Source organism: Pantoea sp. SS70 (genome assembly GCF_029866845.1).
In the GTDB taxonomy this organism is placed as follows: domain Bacteria; phylum Pseudomonadota; class Gammaproteobacteria; order Enterobacterales; family Enterobacteriaceae; genus Pantoea; species Pantoea leporis.
Genome location: NZ_CP117199.1, coordinates 1,676,778 through 1,698,229 on the forward strand (window position 1 = coordinate 1,676,778; position 21,452 = coordinate 1,698,229).

Here is a 21,452-nt window from a genome sequence, read left to right on the forward strand (position 1 = left end):
GGTGTTTCTCCCGGTTCAGTCAGTCAGGTGAGTGATAAGCACATCCACCGTAAGGTGGTTGATGTAGTCCGCCGAGCGGGAGGTGAGCATTCCCATAAAGCGGTTTCGGTGCCCGGCAAGCACGAGGTCCACGCCCAGCTCCGCGATGCACTTCTCCACGTCCTCAACGCGGCGCATGGTCACCAGCTCCCGCGTGTCTACCGTCTCAGGCACGGAGGCCGCCAGCTCACTCATAAACGCTTTGCCTTTCAGCACCTCCTCCGACACGACGTCGTCCATCAGGCTGTCAGACACGTAGTTCATCTCCCGGTAGTCGTCGCTGATGTGCGCCAGGGTGATTTTCATGCCGAGCGGCTGCGCCAGCGCGACCGCCCGTTTCAGCAGAAGAGTGCCGTCGTTTTTATCGTTCACAAGTATCAGTGCGTGGGTGTAGCAGGTCATAATGAACCTCCGTTCTGGTTAAGGCGGGACTCAAGCCACGGCAGAAGCTGCTTTTTGCGGCTGAGCATGCCCGGTACGGAGCAGGAGGCGACGTTAACGCTCTCCCGCCCGGCGAAGTAAAGCGTTGAGAACCCGGTACGAATGTCGGTCAGCATCAGCACCGCCAGGCCAGCTCCCGACTGGTCTGCCAGATACGCCAGTGCTGCGAGCAGGTCGTTCATCACGGGGGCAACCTGTGACGGTGAGCTGACCTCAATCTGGGCTATGCGCACGTCGGTGCCGGCAATGACGAAGGCCTTGAGGTCCCTGTCCAGCAGCTGCTGTGCGCTGAGGCCGCTGACGTCTGTTTTTGCGGTGAGGAGGTCACGGGCGAAGGCTCTGCGGTTTACGCCAGACAGTGCGCCCAGTTCGGTCGCCGAACGGATATCGTCTTCGGTGGTGGTCGGCGAGCGAAGATTCACGGTATCACTCAGGAGTGCGCCCAGCAGAAGCACGGCGAGCGTCGGGGGCAGCATGCGGCGCGCTTCTGCGTCCATCAGCAGCCAGAGCAGCGTGGCGCTGCTGCCAACCGGGCGAATATGTACCTCCGGCGGCAGTTGCGTTATCAGCCCGCCCAGCCGGTGGTGGTCAGTGATGCCCACGACGTTGCTCCGGAGCAGGTCGTCAGGCCCCTGTGCCGGTTCGGTGAAATCGACCAGCCAGACCCGTTCATCCTTTAGCGGAAAAGCGAGCAGCGGCGGCAGCGTGAGGCCGGCGGCGTCAAAGATAAAGCGGGTTTCCCGGTTAGCCTCGCCGAGACGCCATGCGCGGGCATCCATTCCGCGCCCGGTCAGCCAGTGTGCGGTGACGACGGTCGTGCAGATGGCGTCGCTGTCAGGATTAATGTGGCCAAAAACGTGTATCACAGGTCTCTCCCCATAGAGGGAAGTACGCAGGCCGGGAGGAAAGTAAGGACGGCCTGACGCACCTCCTGAAAATCAAGAGTCACATCAGGCGTCATCAGCTCCTGAACGGAGCGGTTGGGAAGGGTGGAACGCCATCACCCTGTACTGTGAGTATAGAGCCGGTTGCAAAACCTGTCAGTATTATTCCGGCGGCGCTCTCAGCCCGCCAGCGCAGTGCGTGCCTCGCGGAGCACCTGGCGGATGTTTTCCGGCACTGCCGGGCTTGTGCAAAGCGACAGCGGGCTGGGGTGAGGCATAGTCAGCACCGTGACGCCGGGGCGAAGGCAGCTGACCGTCCCGCGGGCCTGCGCCGCTACGGCACCGGCCAGCACCACCACGCGCAGCGCGGGCAGATACGCCAGCACGCCCTCAAGCCAGGCGCAGCCGCTGCGGATGTCCGCCGCTGAGGGCCGTTTCTGCGGCCCGTCACTGACCCAGGGCACCGTATTCCACAGCACGCTGTCCCGGCGCGCAATACCGGCCTCCGCCAGAAACCGCCCCAGATTCTGCTGGGCCGGCCCCGGGTTATCTCGCGAAACGAACCGGGGTGACGGGCTGCTGCGCGCCGGCGACTGCAGCAGGACAAGCAGTCCGGCCCCGGTCCCGCCGTCGGCCGGATCAAACCACGGCAGTTCCACGCCGGCCTGACGCTGCCCGCTGACCCAGCGATTCAGCGCGGCTACGTGCGGCGCGGTAATCGCCGCGAGGCGCTCCTCGCGCAGAAAGGGGTCCAGCAGCGACGTGCAGGTTTCACTCACGACTTCCGGTCCAGGCCTGCCAGGCAGGGGGAAACAAAGAGTTTCCCGCTCCATGCCCCGCGCACCGTCTTCACAGCGACAAGCAGCCACATGGCGGCCAGCATGACGACAAGAAGCGCGCCGAAGCCTTTAAAGAACGCCAGGTCAACGAGGGTGGACAGCTTCAGCGTGGCGACGGTGTACACGCCCAGCGGGAAGGTAAAGCCCCACCATCCCAGGTTGAACGGAATGCCTTCACGAAAGTATCGCACGGTTATCAGCGTGGCCAGCAGCATCCACCACAGGCCGCAGCCCCAGAAGAGAATGCCGGCAACGAACCCCACGCCCTGCGCGATGTGAGCGATTTCCGGCATGCCCGCCGCGGCAAACACCCCGGGCGCATCGCCGCCGATGACCAGCATACCGAGCGAACCGGTGCCAATCGGCCCCAGGGCCAGCCAGCTTGAGGCTGCCATGCTTTCGTGCGGCAGCTTGTGCAGGGCCATACGCAGCAGCAGGATGGCAAGGATGCTCAGCGCCACCGGTACGGAGTAAGCCCACAGCACGTAGCTGGTAATAATGATGCCGAGCTGCGCGTGGGTGTCGGCAATGTGCGGCGCCAGCAGGCCGCCGCTGACCGCTGCGACCTCGGCAGCCACAACCGGCAGTAACCAGACGGCCGTCATCTGGTCAATGCTGTGCTGCTGCCGGGTAAACATCATGTAAGGAATACACACGCCGCACAGCAGCGACATCGCCACGTCCAGCCACCACAGGGCGTGCGCCACCGGAATGACGTCTGCGCCCCACCGGGGAAGACCGAACGCCAGCAGGCCGTTGATGATGGTCGCCATGCCCATCGGGATGGTGCCGAAGAACATGGACACGGTTGAATGGCCGAAGATGCGCTTTGCCTCACCGAAGTACATGACCCAGCGGGCCAGATACATCACGGCAAAAACGCTGAACAGCAGGATGTTAAACATCCACAGCCCTTCCGCGACGAGGCGCAATCCCGGAACCGGCCAGGGGAACTGCGCCAGAGACAGCGACAGGATACCGGTTCCCATGGTGGCGGCGAACCAGTTTGGCGTGAACTGACGTATGGCCTCTTTCGGGCTGCTCAGCGCGCTCAGCGGGCGTGCTCCGTTATGCAGGGTAAATATTTTATCGTTCATGCCGGGATCTCCTGTGTAAACAGAAACAGTATAGGCATGCAGACGTAAATCTTTAAAACAGGTTATTCAGCTAAAATAAATCTGTAAAAGTGGTTTATCCTCCCTCACCCTGCGAAAGACTGTTACTGCACCGGAGTGAGGGAGGGACTGAATCAGGCCTTCGGCGGGCTTTTAATCGTGGCCGTGACGCGGTTCTGTTTCAGGTCAACCACCGAAATACTGAGGTCTTTATTCAGCACCCACGCGCGGGCACTGTCTTTACTGAAAACGATGGCCTGACGGGGCGCATCCAGTCCGGTAACAGTGGCGACCACCTTACCGGCGGCGGTATCAATAACGGAGAGGCTGTTGTCACCCAGGTTGCCGCTGTAAACATAGCGGTTATCCGGTGTCAGGGCGGCACCGTAAGGGTCCTGCCCCACGGGAATGGTTGCCGTAATGGCGCGCTTCTGCGTGTCAACCACTGCGATGGTGTTGCTCCCGCTGTTAGCCGCGTAAAGCGTGCGGCCGTCGGCGCTGACAGAAATGGCGCGCAGCTTGCTGAAGCCGGTTATCTCGCCGCGAATCTCACCCGTTACGGCGTCAACGAGGGTGATTTTATCGCCCTTAAAGTTGGTGACGTAGACGGTTTTGCCGTCCGGGCTGATTTTGATGCCCTGACGGGGCTGAGCAAAACCCGTCACAACCGAAACGGGCCGGTTGTGGGTCAGGTCATACACCGAGAGTGTGCTGGCGGCTTCGTTATTCACATACAGACGCTGACCGTCACGGCTGATGGCTGTACCGAATGCCCCGGCCCCCAGCGGCAGCGTGGTCTCCACGTCAAGCGTCCCGGTGCTGATTTTTCTGACCACGCCGAGGCTGCTGTCTGAAAGATATACAGCCTTCCCGTCGGGGGAGAAAAGCGCATTGCGGGGCGTGACGTATCCCTTCAGCACCTTTCTGACTTTGCCGTTAACCAGGTCGTAAACCACCACGTCAGGGCGCTCACTGTAGGAGGCCACCGCCGTTTTTTCATCGGGACTGACAGCAAGAGAATTGTTGTGGATATCGCCGTCAAACGTCCAGCGCGCCTCTGCGGCACCGGCGAGGGTGCTGATGAGAAGAAGCGCCACCGCGGTCAGTCCCGGGATCCTGTATTTTTTTATCATCATTTTTCCTGCATAGGGGGTGGTAAGGGATAAGACTCATTGCCCGCTTAAGGGCTTCAGAAGAAGTGTGGCAGATAACCCCCTCTCAGGGAAATCGATTTTCCGGCTATGTCTTACCAGTTCACTTCTTTATGCTCTGAGCGGAGGTAAACTGCAGCAATTTAAGGCTGAATAAGTGGGGCTCTGGATTTCAGTCCATGAGGAATAGTTGCTCATTTTTTTTGTTTAAATTGCATTCCACATAAACGCTGACATGTCTAACCGGGTGATGACGACGCTGGAGCAAATGGCGCCATCGGTGGAGGTGTACTCCATCGACGAGGTATTCCTCGACCTGACCGGCGTACGCAACTGCAGGGTGCTGGAAGACTTTGGCCGCGAGGTGCGGGAGCGAATCAAGCGAGACACGCATCTGACCGTCGGTGTAGGCATTGCCCAGACCAAGACTCTGGCCAAGCTTGCCAATCACGCCGCGAAGACGTGGAAGCAGACCGGCGTCGTCGTCGACCTGTCCAATGTCGAGCGGCAGAAAAAGCTGATGGCGCTGGTATCGGTAGAGGATGTGTGGGATGTAGGCCGCCGGATAAGTAAGAAGCTCAACGCGATGGGCATCATTACCGCCAAAGACCTGTCGGAGCAGAGTACCTATGTCATCCGGAAGCACTTTAACGTGATGCTGGAGAGAACGGTGCGTGAGTTGCGCGGCGAACCATGCCTTAAGCTGGAAGAGTTCGCGCCGACGAAGCAGCAGATCGTCTGCTCCCGATCGTTCGGTTCACGCATCACCGAGTACATGGATATGCGCCAGGCGGTTTGCTCCTACGCAGAACGCGCTGCTGAGCAGCTGAGGCGTGAGCGCCAGTATTGCCGACAGGTAGCCGTGTTCGTCCGCACCAGTCCACAGGCTGAAGGTGAGGTGTTTTATGGCAATCAGACAATGGGCAGGCTGCTAACGCCGTCCAATGACACACGCGACATCATCCGTGTTGCTATGCAAGGCCTCGACCACATTTGGCGCGACGGGTGCCGGTATATGAAGCAGGCGTGATGCTGGGCGACTTCTACAGTCAGGGCGTATCTCAGCTCAATCTCTTTGACGAATACAAACCACAGGCCAACAGCGAATCGCTGATGCGCGTAGTTGACGGCCTTAACCAGAGCGGGAAGGGGAAATGTTTGCAGGACAGGGTATCCAGAAATCCGGGGAGATGAAGCGCGAAATGTTGTCGCCGGCATACACCACCAGACTGTGGGACCTGCCAGTGGCGAAGTGACGTTTCTGCTACAGCCGCTGCAGCACATCCTGTCTACGCGTGAGACTTCCAGCATGGTGGAGCTGAATGGCTGCAGGTGCATAGTCGATAAGCAGCGTTACCCGGTAAACGGTGACACTGTGCTGATTGATATGTCAGGCATGTATGAGTGGGCGATGATCATGATTCAGCCGCGGCGGCTCATTACCGACGATGGCGCATTCCTGATGGATGACCTGCTGGAAGATATTGCAGTAGTCGGAGTGCTGACGCATGAAATCACGACCATGTATGGCGAGGGTGATTTGCCGATTTAAGAAAAAAGCCCGGAAGTGGTGGCTAACCGGGCTTGCACTATCCTGTGCCAAAATTTCCAATGAAGTTGAGTCGTCAAGACAGGGAAGTAAAAGCGACTTATTGAAAATAGACTGGCTCTTAAAAATAGCTAGCGAAGCGGTAAGTTTATTCTGTAAAACTAAATTCATATATATGATTTATAAGGATTAATTCTAAAGGCAAGAGCTACCATTTGCGATTATTAAAACAGAAAAAATTCAAATATATTCAGATGATTATGTTTGTTTTTGCAAGGTAATGCTGCGCTACCTGGAGTGGTTCGAAGCGGCTGACCTGATCGTTAAAGGTGTTGAAGGCGCTATCGCTAACAAAACAGTGACTTACGATTTCGAACGTCTGATGGAAGGCGCTAAACTGCTGAAATGTTCAGAGTTTGGTGACGCTATCATCAGCAACATGTAATTTACCACTCGGGCAGAAAGCATAACGGGAGCCGATGGCTCCCGTTTTTTTATCTCAATTTGGCAGATATGCCAGCTAAGTTTATTGCCTTGCCAGCACCGCCTGAGCATCAATAATTATGCATTTCCCTGAGCAGCTCTCATTGCCGTTGATCACTGGCGATTTGGTTAGAGTGTAATGCATACCCGCTTCTTTTTTTACGGTAAATGCCATACCGGCAAACGTCCACGGCATGCCTAAAGATAAAGAACCAAACTCATCATATTTCGATGATTTTGCAATTTTTGGCAAATTCTCACTATTTAAGCGGTAGTAAAGGGCGCCATCGAAATCTTTTGCGACCATTTTAGTTATTTCGGCTTTTAAAAGTGCATACTCTTTTTGCTGAGGTGAAGAAAAACCCTCTTTAATATTGTTGGCTGCAAGCCATCCGGCAGCGACAGGTAGCAATAGATAAAGGAATCGTGAGTATTTTGTCTTATCGATCACCACGAATATCCCGATAAGGAAGCAAGACGTGGTAATCAGCGAGAGCGCACTGATTGTTCGGTAAGCCGCCCAACTCTCTGTCACCAATAAGTTTGGGGTCACTGCTGCAACAGCGAACAGTAAAGATAAAATCACTTTCTCCTTGCCGTTCCCGCTAATTTTTTTCAGCCCAATAAAGATGAATAACAGAGAGATAATAACCGATAGTGCTTTTCTCCCAGTGTCAAAATTACAGATGGCATTTTTCAATGGCTCTACAAAGAACCATTTTATTTTTCCCATGAGATCGAGGGTAATGTTACTTCTTGAAAGTGTCTCGCCGAATAACAGGAGCGGAATGACTTTGGCTAATATCAATGCCATTAGCATGCCAAAGAAAATCATTAACAATGTACGAATGAGTTCTTTTTTAGCGACTTTACGTGGAGTCAGGCAAGTGTCCATAAACGCAAAAAAAAGAAAACACATGGCCGTGGGCTGGTAAATGGCGAAAGAGAGCGTAATCAGCAAGGCTGACACCGTTATTCCCTTAATACCACGCAATCGGGTTAATGCTGAGTAACTCCATCCAGCAAGAAGAATAGACGTCACAAAAGGAAAACATACTGACCAGGCGTTGAATACCTGAAAAGAGGGCAGTAAACAGATCACTAAAGAGAATATAACTCTCTGCAGTGGATTTTTAAGGATACCTCTCTCAGAGATAAATTTGTAAAAGTAACAGCTTAGTAATATGAGAGAGACAACGGATAGCACTCTTATCAGTATCAAAGAGTTCACGCTGGATATCAGGAAAGAGAAACCATAGCGCAAAGCGCCATAGGCCGGCCTTCCAGAGAGGACGTCCCACTTGAAAATGCTGGCAGGATCAGTTTGGGCGCTGAACAGATAGTACCAATCATCCGAAAAGGCATAGCTTGAAAGAAAGACAGGGCTATAGCAAACCAATAATGCCGCAGCTAAAAAAAGATAAACTTTAAAGTTATTACAAGCTATGTTTGTCATCTGCTTCCTTTTTAATATATCGAGGTCTATGCTTGGTTTCAATATATATCCTGCCAATATATTCACCTAGCACACCTATTCCAATTAATTGAATTCCACCCAAAAACAGTATTGATACCAGTAGTGATGGATAACCTGCTACCGGGTTACCCCATATTATTTTATCAATGATCATCCACGCGCCATAAACGAACGACAGGAATGCGACAAAAAAACCAATATAGGTCCACACTCTGAGCGGAAAGGTTGAGAAACTGGTCAGCCCTTCAAGCGCTAAATTCCAAAGTCGCCATCCGTTAAACTTTGCCTCTCCCGCAACGCGCGCTGAACGGCTATATTCCACGATGGCAGCATCACCCTCCACCCAACTCAGGATGCCTTTCATAAATAGATTGCGTTCCTGCAATTGCTTTATGTTTTCGACAGTCGCGCGCGAAAGTAAACGAAAGTCTCCAACATTTTCTTCAAGCTTTGGTGAGCTGATCTTATTATGCAGTTTATAAAACCATGCAGCCGTTTTACGCTTGAAATGACTATCGCTACTGCGGTCATTGCGTTTTGCCAGCACAATGGGCCATCCCTCTTGCCATTTGCTTATTAGCAAGGGAATCACTTCGATGGGATCCTGTAAATCAACGTCAACCGGAATGACTGCATCACCGGTAGCATGTTCAAGTCCGGCAAGCAGCGCGGTTTCTTTACCAAAGTTACGAATAAAATTAATGACTAATACAGATTCGTCATCATCCCGCAGCGACTTAATAATCTGCTCTGTTCTATCGGTACTGCCATCATTAATGAAGACAATTTCGAGAGGGTAAGAAGAGAGTTTTTCTTTGACGGTACGATAGAATATCGGGATTGCATCTTCTTCATTGAAGACGGGAACGACCAGAGAAATTTTCACTTTTTCACCTTAAAAACAATAAAGTTTGAATAGATGAAGCCGAATACCAGGCTTATTATAGAAAATGAAATAAGCGTGATAATCGGATTAATATGCGTATGATCGGCGAAACTGCCGATGCCGGCGGCCATTATGCCCATAAAGGCCACGAAGATGACATAGCGAAAAGTTGTCGCTTCGGCTTTAAACGTCCAGCGTGCATTGGCAAAAAATGAAAATGTTACCGCGACAATGAAAGCCAACAGATTAGCCAGCCATTGGCGGGTATTAAGAGAATACAGGGCTGCAAACACCATCCAATGAATCAGTGTGTTAATGATGCCAACTGATAAAAAACGTGAGAATAATTTCAACATAGTGAAATATTAGCCATGACGACATCATTATTTGCAAAATAGATGCGAATTTTACATGGAGGGGTACGATAAATAAAGTTGAAAAATCAGCGTCCTCACCGGTATGTCATAAGCGCAGGCTATTCACTCATCGTCAGAAAAAACGGAAGCTAATCGCTTCCGTTTTTTTAATGCATTAATCGACTTGCTGCTCATTGGGTTTGGCGATTTGAGCGCGCTCCTGCGACAGTCGCCAGAAATCGCTGCCACCCGGTTGCTGGTACATCCGCAGTGAAAAGTGACCGACGATCGCATAGATATACTCAAAAATGGCCGACTGCGAATCCTCGTAATCCACCCACAGCACTGACGAGGTGAAGCAATAAACCTCCACCGGCAAACCCTCGGGCGAAGGCTTCATGGCGCGTACCACGATATACATATCCTTTTTGATATCGTCGCGCTGCGACAGCCACGCCGTCAGGTATTTACGAAACACCGTTAGATTGGTAATGCCGTTTTCTGCAAACCAGCGTTCGCCCACCGCATTGCTATCGCGGCCATCCATCAGTGCTGAAAGTTGCTCACTGACGCCGCGGATTTGGCTCATCTGCTGCACCATCTCGTGATCGAGAAAGCGTATCGACATCTGATCAAGATGGAAACTGCGCATAATGCGGCGCGCGCCGGAGGAGAACATCGCCTGCCAGTTGGTGTAGGTTTCGGTGAGGAAGTTTTTGGTGGGGATACGCGACAGCGTATTGTCCCAGTTGCGAATGGTGATGGTATGCAGCGCGATATCGATCACTTCGCCGCTGATGCCGTTATCCGGCATCTCAATCCAGTCGCCGAGTTGCAGCACATCGTTCGATGACACCTGAATATTGGCCACCAGCGACATCAGCGTATGCTGGAACACCAACATCAATACCGCCGCTACGGCACCCAAACTGGAGATAATAATCACCGGCGATTTATTCGACATAATCGCCAGAATCATAATCGCCGAAATAATGTGCACCAGAATCTTGCCGACCTGGATATAACCCTTGATCGAGTGATTTTTGCGCTTGGCTTTTTTCGAATAGGAGTTATTAACGATCTCCAGCACTTCGGTAAAGAACAGCGATAAATAGACGAAGAACAGAATGCCGCAGATGGTCTTAATAGCGATCAACAGATGCTCGGGTAAATCTGGCATAAACTGCAGCAGATAATAGACCGTGATCACCGGGATAAAGTTAGAGAGCTTCTCCGACAGCCTGACGTCCTTATCCAGCGGCACCTGATTTTTATGCGTGCTGAAGAACACCTTTCTGACCACCTTAACAATAAAGAATTTACAGATCAGATGGGCGATCATGCCGGCAAACATCAATAACATCAGGCTGAAAGCGGCCGACAGCACCGTGTTACCCTCAATAAAACTTTGTATCTTGCTTAAATAATTCATTTCAACCACATGCCGGACAGTGTTGGCGGGAATTCAAACATAATCGCGCCGATGGCGATATGCGACGCGTGCGCATTAGTCTACACCATCGTGGGTTTACATTCCCTTTCGCAGAACTTTGAAACAGTTAACATTTACGTGCTGATGGCAGTGTGCATTAAAGACTAAACCGTTATCTTCAGCGCTTACGATTCAGGAGGTGGTATGCAAGGTGTAATCAAGTTCGTTAAAGGCTGGCTGCTGTTTTCGCTGTTGTGGGGCATCTTTATGTGGTTTGTTTCGTGGCAGGCGCAGGGCAAAGAGATCGGCATGGTGATCGTGATGAGCTTGTATGCGGGATTAATTTACCAGGCGCTGATGACCATGGTTGCGCGATACAAAGCACGGCGCGCGCAGGTGTAGTTGTACACAACTGACTACAGAGCTTTGCGGCACATTGACGCTCATTTTCATTTACTCGGGCAATCTGAGCCGACATATCTCAGCTTGCTGGAAAAAGAACGATGGTAAAGAAAGTTGTCGCTGCGTGGTTTTTTCTGCTGCTGTCTGTGGTCGCTTGCGCACAGCCTTCAAGCTTAATAACGTTAACCCTGCAGCACGATCGTCATTTGAAGATGGAAAACAGCACCGCAGATGTGGCTGAAACGCCGGATGAACACATCAAAGAAGGAATATATGAGGTGGGTCAGCACCATTAAAATCGGGGCCTTGAGGCCCCGTTTTAACGGATTACTTACGTCCGAGCAGAAAACCGACAATCACACCAATGCTGGCTGCAACTGCCAGGCCGGTCGCGGGGTTATCGCGTACCGATTTCACCACACAATCCGCTGCATCCTGAACCGCATAGCTGGCCTGAGCCGGATAACGACGCGCCGCGCCTTTGGCTTCATGACGGCGTGAACCGGTGAATTGACCAAATTTTTCCTGGACGGCACCCGCCGCTTCATTCAATTTTGCTTCCGCTTTGTCGCTCATAATGACTCCCTGATCGTGGTGAATGTCCTGTAAAGCGTAGTCAGAGAAACTACAGGCAGCAAATGACGCAGCGGTAAAGGTTGTAACAGCAGTTTGCAGTACGCAAAAATTCTGCGCATGCCAGCGGAGTGGGAAAGCGAAAACCTGAAGTTAGCGCTGACCGCGATAAGCCGGATACCAGCTCACCAGAAAGTGACGCAGGTGGTCAAAACACCATTCGGCATCGTCGGCCTGCTGGCAGTAATAGCGTAAGGTCACTTTTTCGTAGCGCATGTGGCGCTGCTGCAGGGGAGACCAGCTCCAATCAAGCACCGCACGCGCGTAGTTGATTAGCGTGCCACTCTGCATGTTGTGCTGCTTCTCCTGACGGCTGAGGTAGATTTCAAACGCCTGATCGAGGCTTTGCGTCTCTTCCGTATTGAAGCCTGCCACCGTCGGACGAAATGCCACATCGATAAATCCGCACACGCCATCGTCACGTTGCTGCCAGTCGCAGGCCAGCGTCATAAATAAGCCATCCTGCAGATTCACTTCTTCCAGCAGGCGCCGCATATTTTCGGAGTGTTTACCGGCGGTGATCTCATCAATACGATCGGTTTCCAGCGTGAGGTCAAATCCACAGGGGTTCACCGAGCCATCCGCGTTGGTGCTGGCCGGAAAGGGGAAATCGATATAGCCGTTGTTATCCAGACTCTTTTCCATCATGCAGGTCCGCCGCGTGCGATGGGCAGACAATAAACCATCTCACGCTGCGACGCACGGCTTATGGGCACGTCCAGGTAATCATGGTGTTCTGATAAGGATTGATCAGGCGGAACTGTTTATCAGACAGGCGTTGCGCGTAAAAGCCCTCCGCGGTGATGGCCGATGGCACGTACTGAAAGCGATCGGTGGAGTGCAGCGTACCGCTTTGCACCTTCACGCCATCGCGCGATACGGCGAAGGCGCTCACCAAATCAAAGATCCGCGCCTGCGTGTTGCCCATCGATTGTCCATAAATCGTCGACACTTCGCCCGGACAGTCGACACCTTTCGGTGCGGAACTGCAGCCAGCTAACATTAAAAGGGTGAGTACAACCGTGATTCGCCACATGAGCACCTGCTTCATTCCCTGGTTTGCCATGGCACGCCTATGCGTACTGATAAGTGGATCATAGCAGGTCTGACGCTGCTTCCCATTTGTCATTTGTATAATCGTTAAGCGGAAGGAATGTAAAGGGGTGACTTTACTAGCAGAGAAACGGTATTCTTGCCAGCGTTGCGCACCAGGTAAGCAAAACAAGGGTAAATTAATGAAAGAAGAAGAAGCGAGTTTAATGATTCTTCAGCACGCGATCGACAAATTAGAAGCCGACAAAAAGAAGCAGGTAATGAACTGCGTAGCGGCCATTCAGGAAGTGATGCAGCGTTTTGAAGCCGAAGAAGCCGGACTGGCATTGATGTTGGTCGCGGCGCAAGTGGCCGCTGAATAGTGCCTGCTCCCGCAGAATCTCATTGCGCTTGATGTACCAGGCTTTGCTGTTGTTGGATGAAGTTTATGGAATGCAGCAGCAAGGCCAATCACGCCACGAAATCATCATTTAACCTCAGCGGAGAACCCAATGAAGGCACTAGTCATGGCCGTTGGCGTGCTGGCATGTCAGATAGCGCCCGCCTGGAGCGAAACCGAATACCAAATCACCTGTCCCGGCCGTCCGACTATGACGGTATCGCGTGCCGAGTATGGTTTGAGTACGTTAATGTGGCCAACGCGCCACTTCCAGATTGCTGCCGGGCAGCAGCGCACCAGCCTGAAAGGGGGTGACAAGGTTGCCATCACCCGTTTTCGTAATGGCGATCAGTTAATCGTGAACAAAAAGAACGATGAAACTTTCTTCGTCTACGCCAACAGCAACAAGTTGTTGCCCTGCAGCCGCACCGATAAGCGCGATGCGCAGATTCTATCGCTGGAACGCTACGACGACAGCGCGCGTCCAAACTCGTGAGTTAATAACCCGGTTTGATGAGTTGCCGCTGGCGCAAATCCAGCGGCGACTGTTCCGCCTCATCAATGGCTGCCAGCCAGCTCTGCAAATTCACCTTAGCCCACGAAAGATGTCCGCGCGTGGTGCTCATCAGCACGACATCCGGGCGTAACGAGCGATACAACTCCAGCGACTGCTGCAGTTCGGTGGGATTGCTTTCAGGCATCAGCACGCTGATCCAGCGGTTGTAATCGCGGGTCAGCGTATCGCCGACAAACAGATAAGTGTGGCCGAGCGGCGAGTGATAGAGATAGCTGCTGCTGCCGGGCGTGTGTCCGGGCGTCGGCAGCAGGTGAAAATCGCCGAAGTGCGTCTCTTGCTGTGTAAAGGTTTCGTCGGGCTCAATCACCAAACTGACCGGCCCGAGCGAACGACTGTGGCAATAGAGCGCGCTATTAAAGCGCTGCTGAATGGCGATCGCCCCCGGCGCGGCTTCGTGCCAGTGAGTCAAATAGTGGCGAATGACGCCGCCGGCATCGTTAAGGAACTCATGATCGAGCGGATGCTCCACGCGGCCAATCAATAAATTGCCGCGTGGGTGGCACAGCATAAAGCCATGCATCATTAAGTCACTCGCCGTCTCTTCGGCGGGGAATTCTGGCGTGGAGATCCACAAATCGTCGTACAGTGGCTTCATTGTCGGTCTCCTGCGGCAACACGTTAGCGCAATGTCGGGTGGCCGGTGAAGGCGAACTGTGCTTCTCCATTCTCAATCTGCAACGTGGCGCTAGCGCCCAGCGGCAGCGTCACGGTATCGGCATCGTGTCCAAAAGCCAGATCGCTAATCACTGGAATCTGAAACTCGTCACGAATGCGCTGCCACACGGTGGCAAAATCAAAACCGTTGTCATACGCCGACAGCGATGTGCTGGTAAAGCTGCCGGTAATAATCGCTTGCTGGCGCGACAAAATGCCACTCTGCTGCAGCTGAATCAGCATGCGCTCGATACGGAACGGATGTTCGTTCACATCTTCGATCACCAGAATGCCGCCTTCAATTTGCGGCATCCACGGCGTACCAATCAGCGAGCAAATCATCGCTAAATTGCCGCCCCATAAAGTGCCTTGCCAGCGGCCGTGATCCGGGCTGGTGCTGCGCCAGCTTAGATTGACTGTAGGTGATGTCAGCGTTTGCCAAAAGTGCGATTCGGTAAAATCAGATAATGCCTCGGCGCCGAAGTTACCGGCCAACATCGGCCCGCTAAAGGTGATCAGCCCGATTTGTGCCAGTAACGCCAGTTGTAGCGCGGTGAAATCGCTATGGCCGCACAGCGCCACCGGTTGATTGAGCAATCGACGTTGCAGGCCAACGTAATCGATCTTATCCAGCAAACGTGAAGCGCCGTAGCCGCCACGCACCGCCAGCACGATATCGGGCAGCGCCTCTAGCGTGGCCAGCGCATTGATATCATTTAGCCGCTGCGCATCATCGCCGGCAAAGCGTTGAAAGCGGCGGGTGATCGCCGATAGATTGTCAAGATGATGGCCAGCAGCCTGTAAACGACTCACCGCGCGCTGGGCGGCGTCCTGATTGTGGCAATAACCGGAAGGGGCGATGAGACGTAGCGTGCGGGGAGTAACCATAACTTCCATCCTGCTGTAGAGTGGCCTGCTGATGATGACGAAATGCGTTATCGAAGTCACGGTAGCATAAGGTTTTTTACCGATTTAGGATAAACGGTAATTTTGCATCGCGCTGCGCCAGGTATGATAGCTTGCGCCAACCCTATTGCGGAACCAAAAATCAGTGAAAATTCGCCTACTTATGCTTTCTGCACTGCTGCTTGCTGGCTGTTCCAGCGAGCCGGAAAAACCGGCACTGCCCGAGAAGAATACGCCGTTAACTCAGGCACCGCCGTCGAAGGTGAATGATGCATGGTCAATGTTTACCGAAGATGCCGCCAGTCATTATGGCGTTGATGAGAAGTTAATCAGCGCCATTATTAGTGTCGAATCCGGAGGCAATCCCACCGTGGTGAGCCGTTCCAATGCGGTTGGTCTGATGCAAATTAAGGCCTCGACCGCGGGCCGCGAAGTCTATCGCACCCAGGGCCGTCATGGTCAGCCATCCTCGTCCGAGCTGCGCGATCCGGCGAAGAACATCGATATTGGCGCGGCCTACCTGAAAATTCTGCAGGATTCCGCCTTAGCCGGAATTCGCGATCCGCTGACCCTGCGTTACGCCACCATTGTCTCCTACGCCAACGGTGCTGGTGCCTTGCTGCGTACTTTCTCACGTGACCGCGACCGTGCTATTGCGATGATCAATTCCATGACGCCGGACGAGTTTTACCAGCACGTACAGAATAAGCATCCGGCGGCACAGGCCCCGCGTTATTTATGGAAAGTCACCACCGCCTACCGCACCATCGGTTGATGCTGTACACCTATCTGTTGCGGCGCGATTTATGACGCAATGAATTGCGCCGCTACACCAACAATCGCGCCGTCGGATAATCCACAATCAACACCTGCACATAACCGCCGCGCAACGCCCCGCGAATCGCCTGCGCTTTCTCTTTGCCGCCCGCTAACGCCACCACCTGCGGACAGCGTTTTACCTGCGCCAACTCCATACCAATTACCGGATCTTCCTCTGCGCTCAGCACCGGTTGACCGTCGGCGTCAAAATAGTGCAGGCAGATATCGCCCACCGCGCCGCGTTCAGCCAGCGTTTGCAGCATCTCACCGTCGTAATAGTTGCCGGAATTACGCAGCAGGGCGGACGGCTCGAGATCGCCGATGCCGACAATCGCCAGGTCCACCTGATCAAACTTTTCCAGTACCACCGCGACATCGGGATTAACCGACAAACGCTGGCGATCCTTTACCGAGTGTTCGATTGATTGCGACGGCAGCAGCCATGCCGGACAACCCAGCAGCGCCGCGAGATTCTGCGTTAGAATCGTGGCCTGCACATTGCCGTTGGCGCCCACGCCGCCCAGCAGCTGAATGACGCCTTGGCACGGCGCGCTGAGCGGATGCAGCGCATCGACCATGGCGCGAATGGTGCCGCTCCAGGAGGAAATGCCAATCAGCTCATCGGCACGCACCCGCGTTTCCAGATAGTGCGCGGCGGCGGAACCGATCGCCTGTTTGATCTGCAATGCAGAAGCCTGATCCGGCACATCCACCACAATCACCTGCGGCAGTTGATACAGCTGCTCAATGGCTTTTTCCAGCTCAGGGAACACATTGGCCGGCGGCACCACGCTGATCTTCACCACACCTTCTTTCACGCTGCGATTAAGGATGCGCGACACAAAAGATTGCGACAGCTTCAACAGCTGCGCAATGTCGGACTGCTTCCTGCCTTCCACATAATAAAGCGTGGCGATTTTCACCATCAGCCGCTGTTCATCCTGTTTTGCCATGGTTTTTTCTCTCTCTTAACCTGCCTGGTATTGTTAATCAGCCTGTCATAAATAACAACGCAGAACATTTTGTGATCGTTTTCGCTTTTTGAGGATCGGGCAATGGACGTGCTCAGAAAGCCAGCGCATAGTCATTATGCATATAAAATCGCAATTGAATATATATTCAATCGGAGATAACAAATGAAAGCCTCTGTCCTCAAAGTCTCTCTACTTGCTTCAATCATGATGATCTCGGCGGCGTCGCTGGCGGCGGATAAGGGGTTGCTGGCTATTATTACGCCATCACATGACAACCCGTTCTTTAAGGCCGAAGCCGACGGCGCGCAGGAGAAAGCCAAAGCCCTCGGTTACACCACGCTGGTGGCCTCACATGATGATGACGTGAATAAGCAAAATCAGCTGATTGAAACCGCCATCGCGCGCAAAGCCAAAGCCATCATTCTTGATAACGCCGGTGCGGATGCCACCGTTGGCCCGGTGCAAAAAGCCAAAGATGCCGGCATTCCTACCTTCCTGATTGACCGCGAAATCAATAAAACCGGCATCGCCGTAGCGCAAATCGTCTCCAACAACTATCAGGGCGCACAGCTCGGTGCCGAGAAGTTCGCCAAACTGCTGAACGGCAAAGGGGATTATGTCGAGCTGCTGGGCAAAGAGTCAGATACCAATGCGGGTGTACGTTCGCAGGGATATCACGATGTGCTGGATGATTATCCCGATCTGAAGATGGTGGCGCAGCAAAGTGCCAACTGGAGCCAGACTGAAGCCTTCAGCCGCATGGAAACCATCCTGCAGAAGAACCCGAATATCGTTGGCGTGATCTCCGGTAACGACACCATGGCGCTCGGTGCGGAAGCGGCGCTGAAAGCGGCGGGCAAAACCAATGTGATTGTGGTCGGCTTCGACGGCAGCGATTACACCCGCGACTCCATCCTCAATAAAGGCAACATCAAAGCGACGGTGCTGCAGCCGGGCTGGGATCAGGCGCAGATGGCCGTCGAGCAGGTGGATTACTACCTGAAGAACGGCAAAGCGCAGAAAGAGGAGAAGCAGCTGATGGATTGCGTGCTGATTGACGACAGCAACGCCGCGAAGCTGAAAACCTTTAAGCTGGCGCCATAACATGGAGGCCGGCATGAAGGGGAAAGCGCTGAGCGGCACGCTGGTGGCGCTGCTGACGCTGATGTTAGCCGCCTGCACCGTGGTGGATCTCGATGCCAACGGCAAACCCATCATGCCGAAAGATCCCAACGCCAAACCGGGCTACAGCGATCAAACGCCGCAGCAGATTGCGGAGTCAAGCTGGGCCAGCCGCGTGCAGCAGCCAGCTGAGAAGCAGGCGCTGAGCTGGGCGGATATGGAAACCAAAAGCCACACCGTCAAAGCGGGCGGCAGCGAAAGCGTGTTTGTGCGCGCGGCAGGCACGGTAACGGCGTTTGATAACAGCAACGAGCGGGAACGCAGTCTCACCATGACCATCAACGGCAAGCCGGTGAAAGTGTTGATTGGTCCGGTGCTGCGCGGCAACGCCATTCGCGATGCGGCCGGTTTCCGCTTCGAAGAGTTCACCAATCAGGTGCAGTACGCGCAACTGACCAAAGCACTGAATCGCCACGCGGTGAAACAGCTGCCCGCGGTGGATGCCAGCTGGGTGGGCAAACCGGCGCAGGCGCTGCTGGCCGTCAGCATGGGCGCGGGCACAGTGGAAGATGTTGTGGCGGTGCGGCTGCAGCAGGGGAATCCATAATGAGCGACGAGATCATTCTGCAAGCCAATCAGATGTCGATGCTGTTCCCCGGCACCTTAGCGCTGGATCGCGTGGATTACCGCGTGTGGCGCGGCAAAGTTAACGTCATCATCGGCGAAAACGGCGCGGGAAAATCGACGCTGATGAAGATTCTCGCCGGCGTGCAGCAACCGACCAGCGGTGAGATGTTCCTGAACGGTAACAAAGTGGCGTTTCACAGCACGCGAGACGCCGCGCGCCACGGTATCGGCATGGTGCATCAGGAGCTCAACCTGTTTGAGAACCTCAGCGTAGCGGAGAACATTTTCCTTGGCCGGGAAATCCAAAGCGGCATTCGGCCCATCAATGAAGCCGAGCAGAAACGCCGCACCGCCGCGCTGATGCAGCGCCTCGATCAGCCAATTTCACCGGATGAGAAGGTCGGCAGCCTGAAGGTTGGCCAGCAGCAACTGGTGGAGATCGCTAAAGCGCTGGCGGAGGACGCTGACATTCTGATCCTCGACGAACCGACCTCGGCGCTGAGCAAAACTGAAGTGGAGATCCTGTTTCGGGTGATCCGCGAACTGACGCGTCAGGGCGTCTCCATCATCTATATCTCGCATCGGCTCGAGGAGCTGATGGCGATTGGTGATGTGATCACCATTCTGCGCGACGGGCGTTTTCAGGCCGAAGCGCAGGTCAGCGATATCGACGTGCCGTGGATCGTGCGCGAAATGCTGGGCAGTGAACCGGTCGGCACTTTCCTGCCGCCGGATCGCCAGTTCGGTGCGCCGGTGCTGGAAGCCGAACACATCACCTGCGTCAGCCCGAACGGCAACACGCTGGTGGATGATGTCAGTTTTCAGGTGCGTTCCGGGGAGATCGTCGGCATTTACGGGTTGATGGGCGCCGGGCGCACCGAGCTGTTTGAGTGTTTGCTTGGCACGCAGCGTAACTATCTAGGCAAGCTGTGGCTCGACAGCAAACCGCTGCCGACGCGTCTACCCACCGCTGAACGCATTCGTATGGGCATGAGTCTGGTGCCGGAAGATCGCAAACGCTCGGGCATTTTTCCCATCTCATCGGTGGCGAGCAATCTCACCATTGCTAGCCTGTGGCGGCGTCTGTCGCATCGCACCGTAATTTCAGAGCAGGCGGAACGCGAAGTGGTGACCAGCACCGTCGGCAATCTGGCGATCAAAATCTCTTCGCCGGATGTCGCCATTAGCGCACTGAGCGGCGGCAATCAGCAAAAGGTGGTGATTGGCCGTTCGCTGCTGACCAATCCGCGTTTGCTGCTGCTGGATGAGCCGAGCCGTGGCATCGACGTCGGTGCCAAAGGCGAAGTGTTCCGCATGATGGTGAAGCTGTCGGAGCAGGGCATTGCGGTGGTGTTCTCCACCTCGGATCTGAAAGAGATCATGGCCGTTGCCGATCGCATCCTTGTGATGTCCGGCGGCAAATTGACTGCTGACCTGCCGCGCGCTGAAGCGGAAGAGGCGGCGCTGGTTAAAGCAAGCGCACAAGGGTTCTGATATGAAAAACAACGGCGCGCTCGCGCTCGCATCGCCTGTCAAAGCGTTCAACTCACGCGAAAGCCTGATTTTGCTGCTGCTCAAACTGCGCACCTTTATTGCGCTGTTTCTGATTGTCGGCTTCTTCGCTATCACGGTGCCCGATTTCCTCGCGGTGGGCAGCATGGTGATCATGGTGAAACACATCGCCATTAACGCCTTCCTCGCGCTCGGCATCACGTTTGTCATTATCACGGCGGGCATCGATCTCTCTATCGGCGCCACGCTCGGCCTGTGCGGCATGATCGCCGGCTGGCTGATTACCAAAGGCATTGTGTTGCCGATGTTTGGCATCGCTATCTTTCCCAGCGTGTGGCTAATCGTGCCGATTGTATTGCTGATTGGCGGGCTGATTGGCGCGGTCAATGGCTGGATCATTACCCGCTATAACGTGGCTCCGTTCATCTGCACGCTCGGCACCATGTACATCCTGCGCGGCACGGCGATGCTCACCTCGGGCGGCGAAACCTTCCCCGGTTTGCAGGGCAATGAAATGCTGGGGAATACCGGATTCGACAAGATTGGCGCTGGCTATTTCCTTGGTTTGCCGTGGGCCATCTGGATGATGGTGCTGCTGGCGCTGGTGATTGCCTACGTGGCGCGCCGCCTGCCGTTTGGCCGTCAGGTTTACGCGATTGGCGATAACGAACGCGCCGCTGAACTCTCGGGCGTGAAAGTGAAGTCGGTGAAAATCTGGGTCTATGCCATCTCCGGTTTCTGCGCGGCAATTGCTGGCATCGTGGTCTCGTCGCAGTTGGTGGCCAGCCATCCGGCGAACGGAACCTCCTTTGAAATGAACGCGATTGCCGCAGTGGTGCTGGGCGGTACCTCGCTGGCGGGTGGACGCGGCACCATTCTTGGCACGCTGATTGGTGCCTTTGTGATCGGCTTCCTCGCCGACGGTTTGATCATGATGGGTGTGAGCGAGTTCTGGCAAATGGTGATCAAAGGCATCGTGATTATCGTGGCGGTGATCATCGACCAAATGCAGAGCCGCATGCAGCAGAAAGCGGCGGTGGTGGCGCAGAAAGCGCTGATTGAGGAGGGCGGTAGCCCGGCAAAAAGTTAATCGGTTGGGTGCAGGCGCTGATTGTCTGCACCTTTTTTTCTTTATCACGAAT

The 21,452-nt window shown here is 54.2% G+C and carries 25 protein-coding genes, 2 pseudogenes and 1 riboswitch; of the genes and pseudogenes, 12 read left to right on the plus strand and 15 right to left on the minus strand.

Going from position 1 to position 21,452, the window contains the following annotated elements; genetic code table 11:
* Window positions 1-15: 15 nt before the first annotated feature.
* The 5 genes from PO881_RS07755 to PO881_RS07775 form a co-directional block, all read right to left on the minus strand.
* Window positions 16-441 (minus strand): universal stress protein, encoded by a 426-nt coding sequence (locus tag PO881_RS07755; protein ID WP_085016767.1) that lies wholly within the window; start codon window positions 439-441, stop codon window positions 16-18.
* Window positions 438-1,346, minus strand: coding sequence for a DHHA2 domain-containing protein (locus PO881_RS07760; RefSeq protein WP_085016768.1), 909 nt, complete (start codon window positions 1,344-1,346; stop codon window positions 438-440). Before PO881_RS07760 ends, PO881_RS07755 begins: the two co-directional genes overlap by 4 nt.
* A gap of 78 nt (window positions 1,347-1,424) precedes the next feature.
* Window positions 1,425-1,494, minus strand: a riboswitch (Fluoride riboswitch).
* A 49-nt stretch (window positions 1,495-1,543) separates the two neighbouring features.
* On the minus strand, window positions 1,544-2,143 hold the full coding sequence (locus PO881_RS07765; RefSeq protein ID WP_085016769.1) for a uracil-DNA glycosylase family protein: 600 nt from the start codon (window positions 2,141-2,143) through the stop codon (window positions 1,544-1,546).
* Window positions 2,140-3,300 (minus strand): TDT family transporter, encoded by a 1,161-nt coding sequence (locus PO881_RS07770; protein WP_085016770.1) that lies wholly within the window; start codon window positions 3,298-3,300, stop codon window positions 2,140-2,142. The genes PO881_RS07765 and PO881_RS07770 overlap by 4 nt, the downstream gene beginning before the upstream one ends.
* A gap of 152 nt (window positions 3,301-3,452) precedes the next feature.
* The gene (locus tag PO881_RS07775; protein ID WP_085016771.1) at window positions 3,453-4,451 is read right to left on the minus strand and encodes a YncE family protein; all 999 of its coding nucleotides are present in this window, start codon (window positions 4,449-4,451) and stop codon (window positions 3,453-3,455) included.
* A gap of 247 nt (window positions 4,452-4,698) precedes the next feature.
* Between PO881_RS07775 and umuC the strand changes: the two are divergent.
* From umuC to PO881_RS07790, 3 genes and pseudogenes are all read left to right on the plus strand, one after another.
* Window positions 4,699-5,725: pseudogene (gene umuC, locus PO881_RS07780) on the plus strand (translesion error-prone DNA polymerase V subunit UmuC); the annotation flags it as partial.
* A complete protein-coding gene (locus tag PO881_RS07785) occupies window positions 5,722-6,021 on the plus strand; it encodes a hypothetical protein (RefSeq protein WP_280172706.1) in 300 nt (99 codons plus the stop codon). The pseudogene umuC and the gene PO881_RS07785, both read left to right, overlap by 4 nt.
* A gap of 271 nt (window positions 6,022-6,292) precedes the next feature.
* A pseudogene (locus tag PO881_RS07790) lies at window positions 6,293-6,463 on the plus strand (isocitrate/isopropylmalate family dehydrogenase); the annotation flags it as partial.
* Between the two features lie 81 nt (window positions 6,464-6,544).
* Here the strand turns inward: PO881_RS07790 and PO881_RS07795 are convergent.
* The 4 genes from PO881_RS07795 to PO881_RS07810 all read right to left on the minus strand — a co-directional run bounded on the left by PO881_RS07795 (window position 6,545) and on the right by PO881_RS07810 (window position 10,652).
* On the minus strand, window positions 6,545-7,957 hold the full coding sequence (locus PO881_RS07795; protein WP_280172707.1) for a glucosyltransferase domain-containing protein: 1,413 nt from the start codon (window positions 7,955-7,957) through the stop codon (window positions 6,545-6,547).
* Window positions 7,938-8,864: a glycosyltransferase family 2 protein gene (locus PO881_RS07800; RefSeq protein ID WP_192413623.1), complete on the minus strand. Its 927-nt coding sequence runs from the start codon at window positions 8,862-8,864 to the stop codon at window positions 7,938-7,940. The genes PO881_RS07795 and PO881_RS07800 overlap by 20 nt, the downstream gene beginning before the upstream one ends.
* The gene (locus PO881_RS07805; protein ID WP_280172708.1) at window positions 8,861-9,220 is read right to left on the minus strand and encodes a GtrA family protein; all 360 of its coding nucleotides are present in this window, start codon (window positions 9,218-9,220) and stop codon (window positions 8,861-8,863) included. The genes PO881_RS07800 and PO881_RS07805 overlap by 4 nt, the downstream gene beginning before the upstream one ends.
* 175 nt (window positions 9,221-9,395) lie before the next feature.
* Window positions 9,396-10,652, minus strand: coding sequence for a mechanosensitive ion channel domain-containing protein (locus PO881_RS07810; protein ID WP_280172709.1), 1,257 nt, complete (start codon window positions 10,650-10,652; stop codon window positions 9,396-9,398).
* A 204-nt stretch (window positions 10,653-10,856) separates the two neighbouring features.
* On the opposite strand from PO881_RS07810, the gene PO881_RS07815 reads away from it, so the two are divergent.
* Window positions 10,857-11,054: a DUF6404 family protein gene (locus PO881_RS07815; protein WP_007891509.1), complete on the plus strand. Its 198-nt coding sequence runs from the start codon at window positions 10,857-10,859 to the stop codon at window positions 11,052-11,054.
* 101 nt (window positions 11,055-11,155) lie between these two features.
* Entirely contained in the window at window positions 11,156-11,350 is a 195-nt protein-coding gene (locus tag PO881_RS07820; protein ID WP_222233273.1) for a hypothetical protein, read from the plus strand.
* A gap of 31 nt (window positions 11,351-11,381) precedes the next feature.
* Here PO881_RS07820 and PO881_RS07825 read toward each other — a convergent pair whose 3' ends face one another.
* The 3 genes from PO881_RS07825 to PO881_RS07835 form a co-directional block, all read right to left on the minus strand.
* Complete coding sequence (locus PO881_RS07825; protein WP_101760797.1) at window positions 11,382-11,630, minus strand: DUF883 family protein; 249 nt, start codon at window positions 11,628-11,630, stop codon at window positions 11,382-11,384.
* A 150-nt stretch (window positions 11,631-11,780) separates the two neighbouring features.
* On the minus strand, window positions 11,781-12,332 hold the full coding sequence (locus tag PO881_RS07830) for a hypothetical protein (RefSeq protein ID WP_101761035.1): 552 nt from the start codon (window positions 12,330-12,332) through the stop codon (window positions 11,781-11,783).
* A 61-nt stretch (window positions 12,333-12,393) separates the two neighbouring features.
* The gene (locus tag PO881_RS07835) at window positions 12,394-12,723 is read right to left on the minus strand and encodes a hypothetical protein (RefSeq protein ID WP_101761034.1); all 330 of its coding nucleotides are present in this window, start codon (window positions 12,721-12,723) and stop codon (window positions 12,394-12,396) included.
* 199 nt (window positions 12,724-12,922) lie between these two features.
* Here PO881_RS07835 and PO881_RS07840 point away from each other — a divergent pair, with 199 nt between their 5' ends.
* A complete protein-coding gene (locus tag PO881_RS07840) occupies window positions 12,923-13,102 on the plus strand; it encodes a hypothetical protein (RefSeq protein ID WP_008108187.1) in 180 nt (59 codons plus the stop codon).
* A 129-nt stretch (window positions 13,103-13,231) separates the two neighbouring features.
* Entirely contained in the window at window positions 13,232-13,615 is a 384-nt protein-coding gene (locus PO881_RS07845) for a hypothetical protein (protein WP_101760796.1), read from the plus strand.
* Window position 13,616: 1 nt separating this feature from the next.
* Here PO881_RS07845 and PO881_RS07850 read toward each other — a convergent pair whose 3' ends face one another.
* Together PO881_RS07850 and ldcA are read right to left on the minus strand one after the other, a co-directional pair.
* On the minus strand, window positions 13,617-14,291 hold the full coding sequence (locus tag PO881_RS07850) for an MBL fold metallo-hydrolase (RefSeq protein WP_101760794.1): 675 nt from the start codon (window positions 14,289-14,291) through the stop codon (window positions 13,617-13,619).
* Window positions 14,292-14,314: 23 nt separating this feature from the next.
* Window positions 14,315-15,238, minus strand: a complete 924-nt coding sequence (gene ldcA / locus PO881_RS07855) for a muramoyltetrapeptide carboxypeptidase (RefSeq protein ID WP_101760792.1) — start codon at window positions 15,236-15,238, stop codon at window positions 14,315-14,317.
* Window positions 15,239-15,419: 181 nt separating this feature from the next.
* On the opposite strand from ldcA, the gene emtA reads away from it, so the two are divergent.
* The gene (emtA, locus tag PO881_RS07860; RefSeq protein WP_007891535.1) at window positions 15,420-16,031 is read left to right on the plus strand and encodes a membrane-bound lytic murein transglycosylase EmtA; all 612 of its coding nucleotides are present in this window, start codon (window positions 15,420-15,422) and stop codon (window positions 16,029-16,031) included.
* 52 nt (window positions 16,032-16,083) lie between these two features.
* On the opposite strand, the gene PO881_RS07865 is transcribed toward emtA, so the two are convergent.
* On the minus strand, window positions 16,084-17,028 hold the full coding sequence (locus tag PO881_RS07865; RefSeq protein WP_137385584.1) for a sugar-binding transcriptional regulator: 945 nt from the start codon (window positions 17,026-17,028) through the stop codon (window positions 16,084-16,086).
* A 183-nt stretch (window positions 17,029-17,211) separates the two neighbouring features.
* On the opposite strand from PO881_RS07865, the gene PO881_RS07870 reads away from it, so the two are divergent.
* The 4 genes from PO881_RS07870 to PO881_RS07885 are packed head-to-tail and all read left to right on the plus strand — an operon-like array spanning window position 17,212 to window position 21,400.
* Window positions 17,212-18,153 (plus strand): D-ribose ABC transporter substrate-binding protein, encoded by a 942-nt coding sequence (locus tag PO881_RS07870; RefSeq protein ID WP_101760789.1) that lies wholly within the window; start codon window positions 17,212-17,214, stop codon window positions 18,151-18,153.
* Window positions 18,154-18,166: 13 nt separating this feature from the next.
* On the plus strand, window positions 18,167-18,778 hold the full coding sequence (locus tag PO881_RS07875; RefSeq protein ID WP_280172710.1) for a DUF2291 family protein: 612 nt from the start codon (window positions 18,167-18,169) through the stop codon (window positions 18,776-18,778).
* Entirely contained in the window at window positions 18,778-20,292 is a 1,515-nt protein-coding gene (locus PO881_RS07880) for a sugar ABC transporter ATP-binding protein (protein ID WP_280172711.1), read from the plus strand. Before PO881_RS07875 ends, PO881_RS07880 begins: the two co-directional genes overlap by 1 nt.
* A 1-nt stretch (window position 20,293) precedes the next feature.
* The gene (locus PO881_RS07885; protein WP_101760787.1) at window positions 20,294-21,400 is read left to right on the plus strand and encodes an ABC transporter permease; all 1,107 of its coding nucleotides are present in this window, start codon (window positions 20,294-20,296) and stop codon (window positions 21,398-21,400) included.
* The last annotated feature ends 52 nt before the right edge of the window (window positions 21,401-21,452 follow it).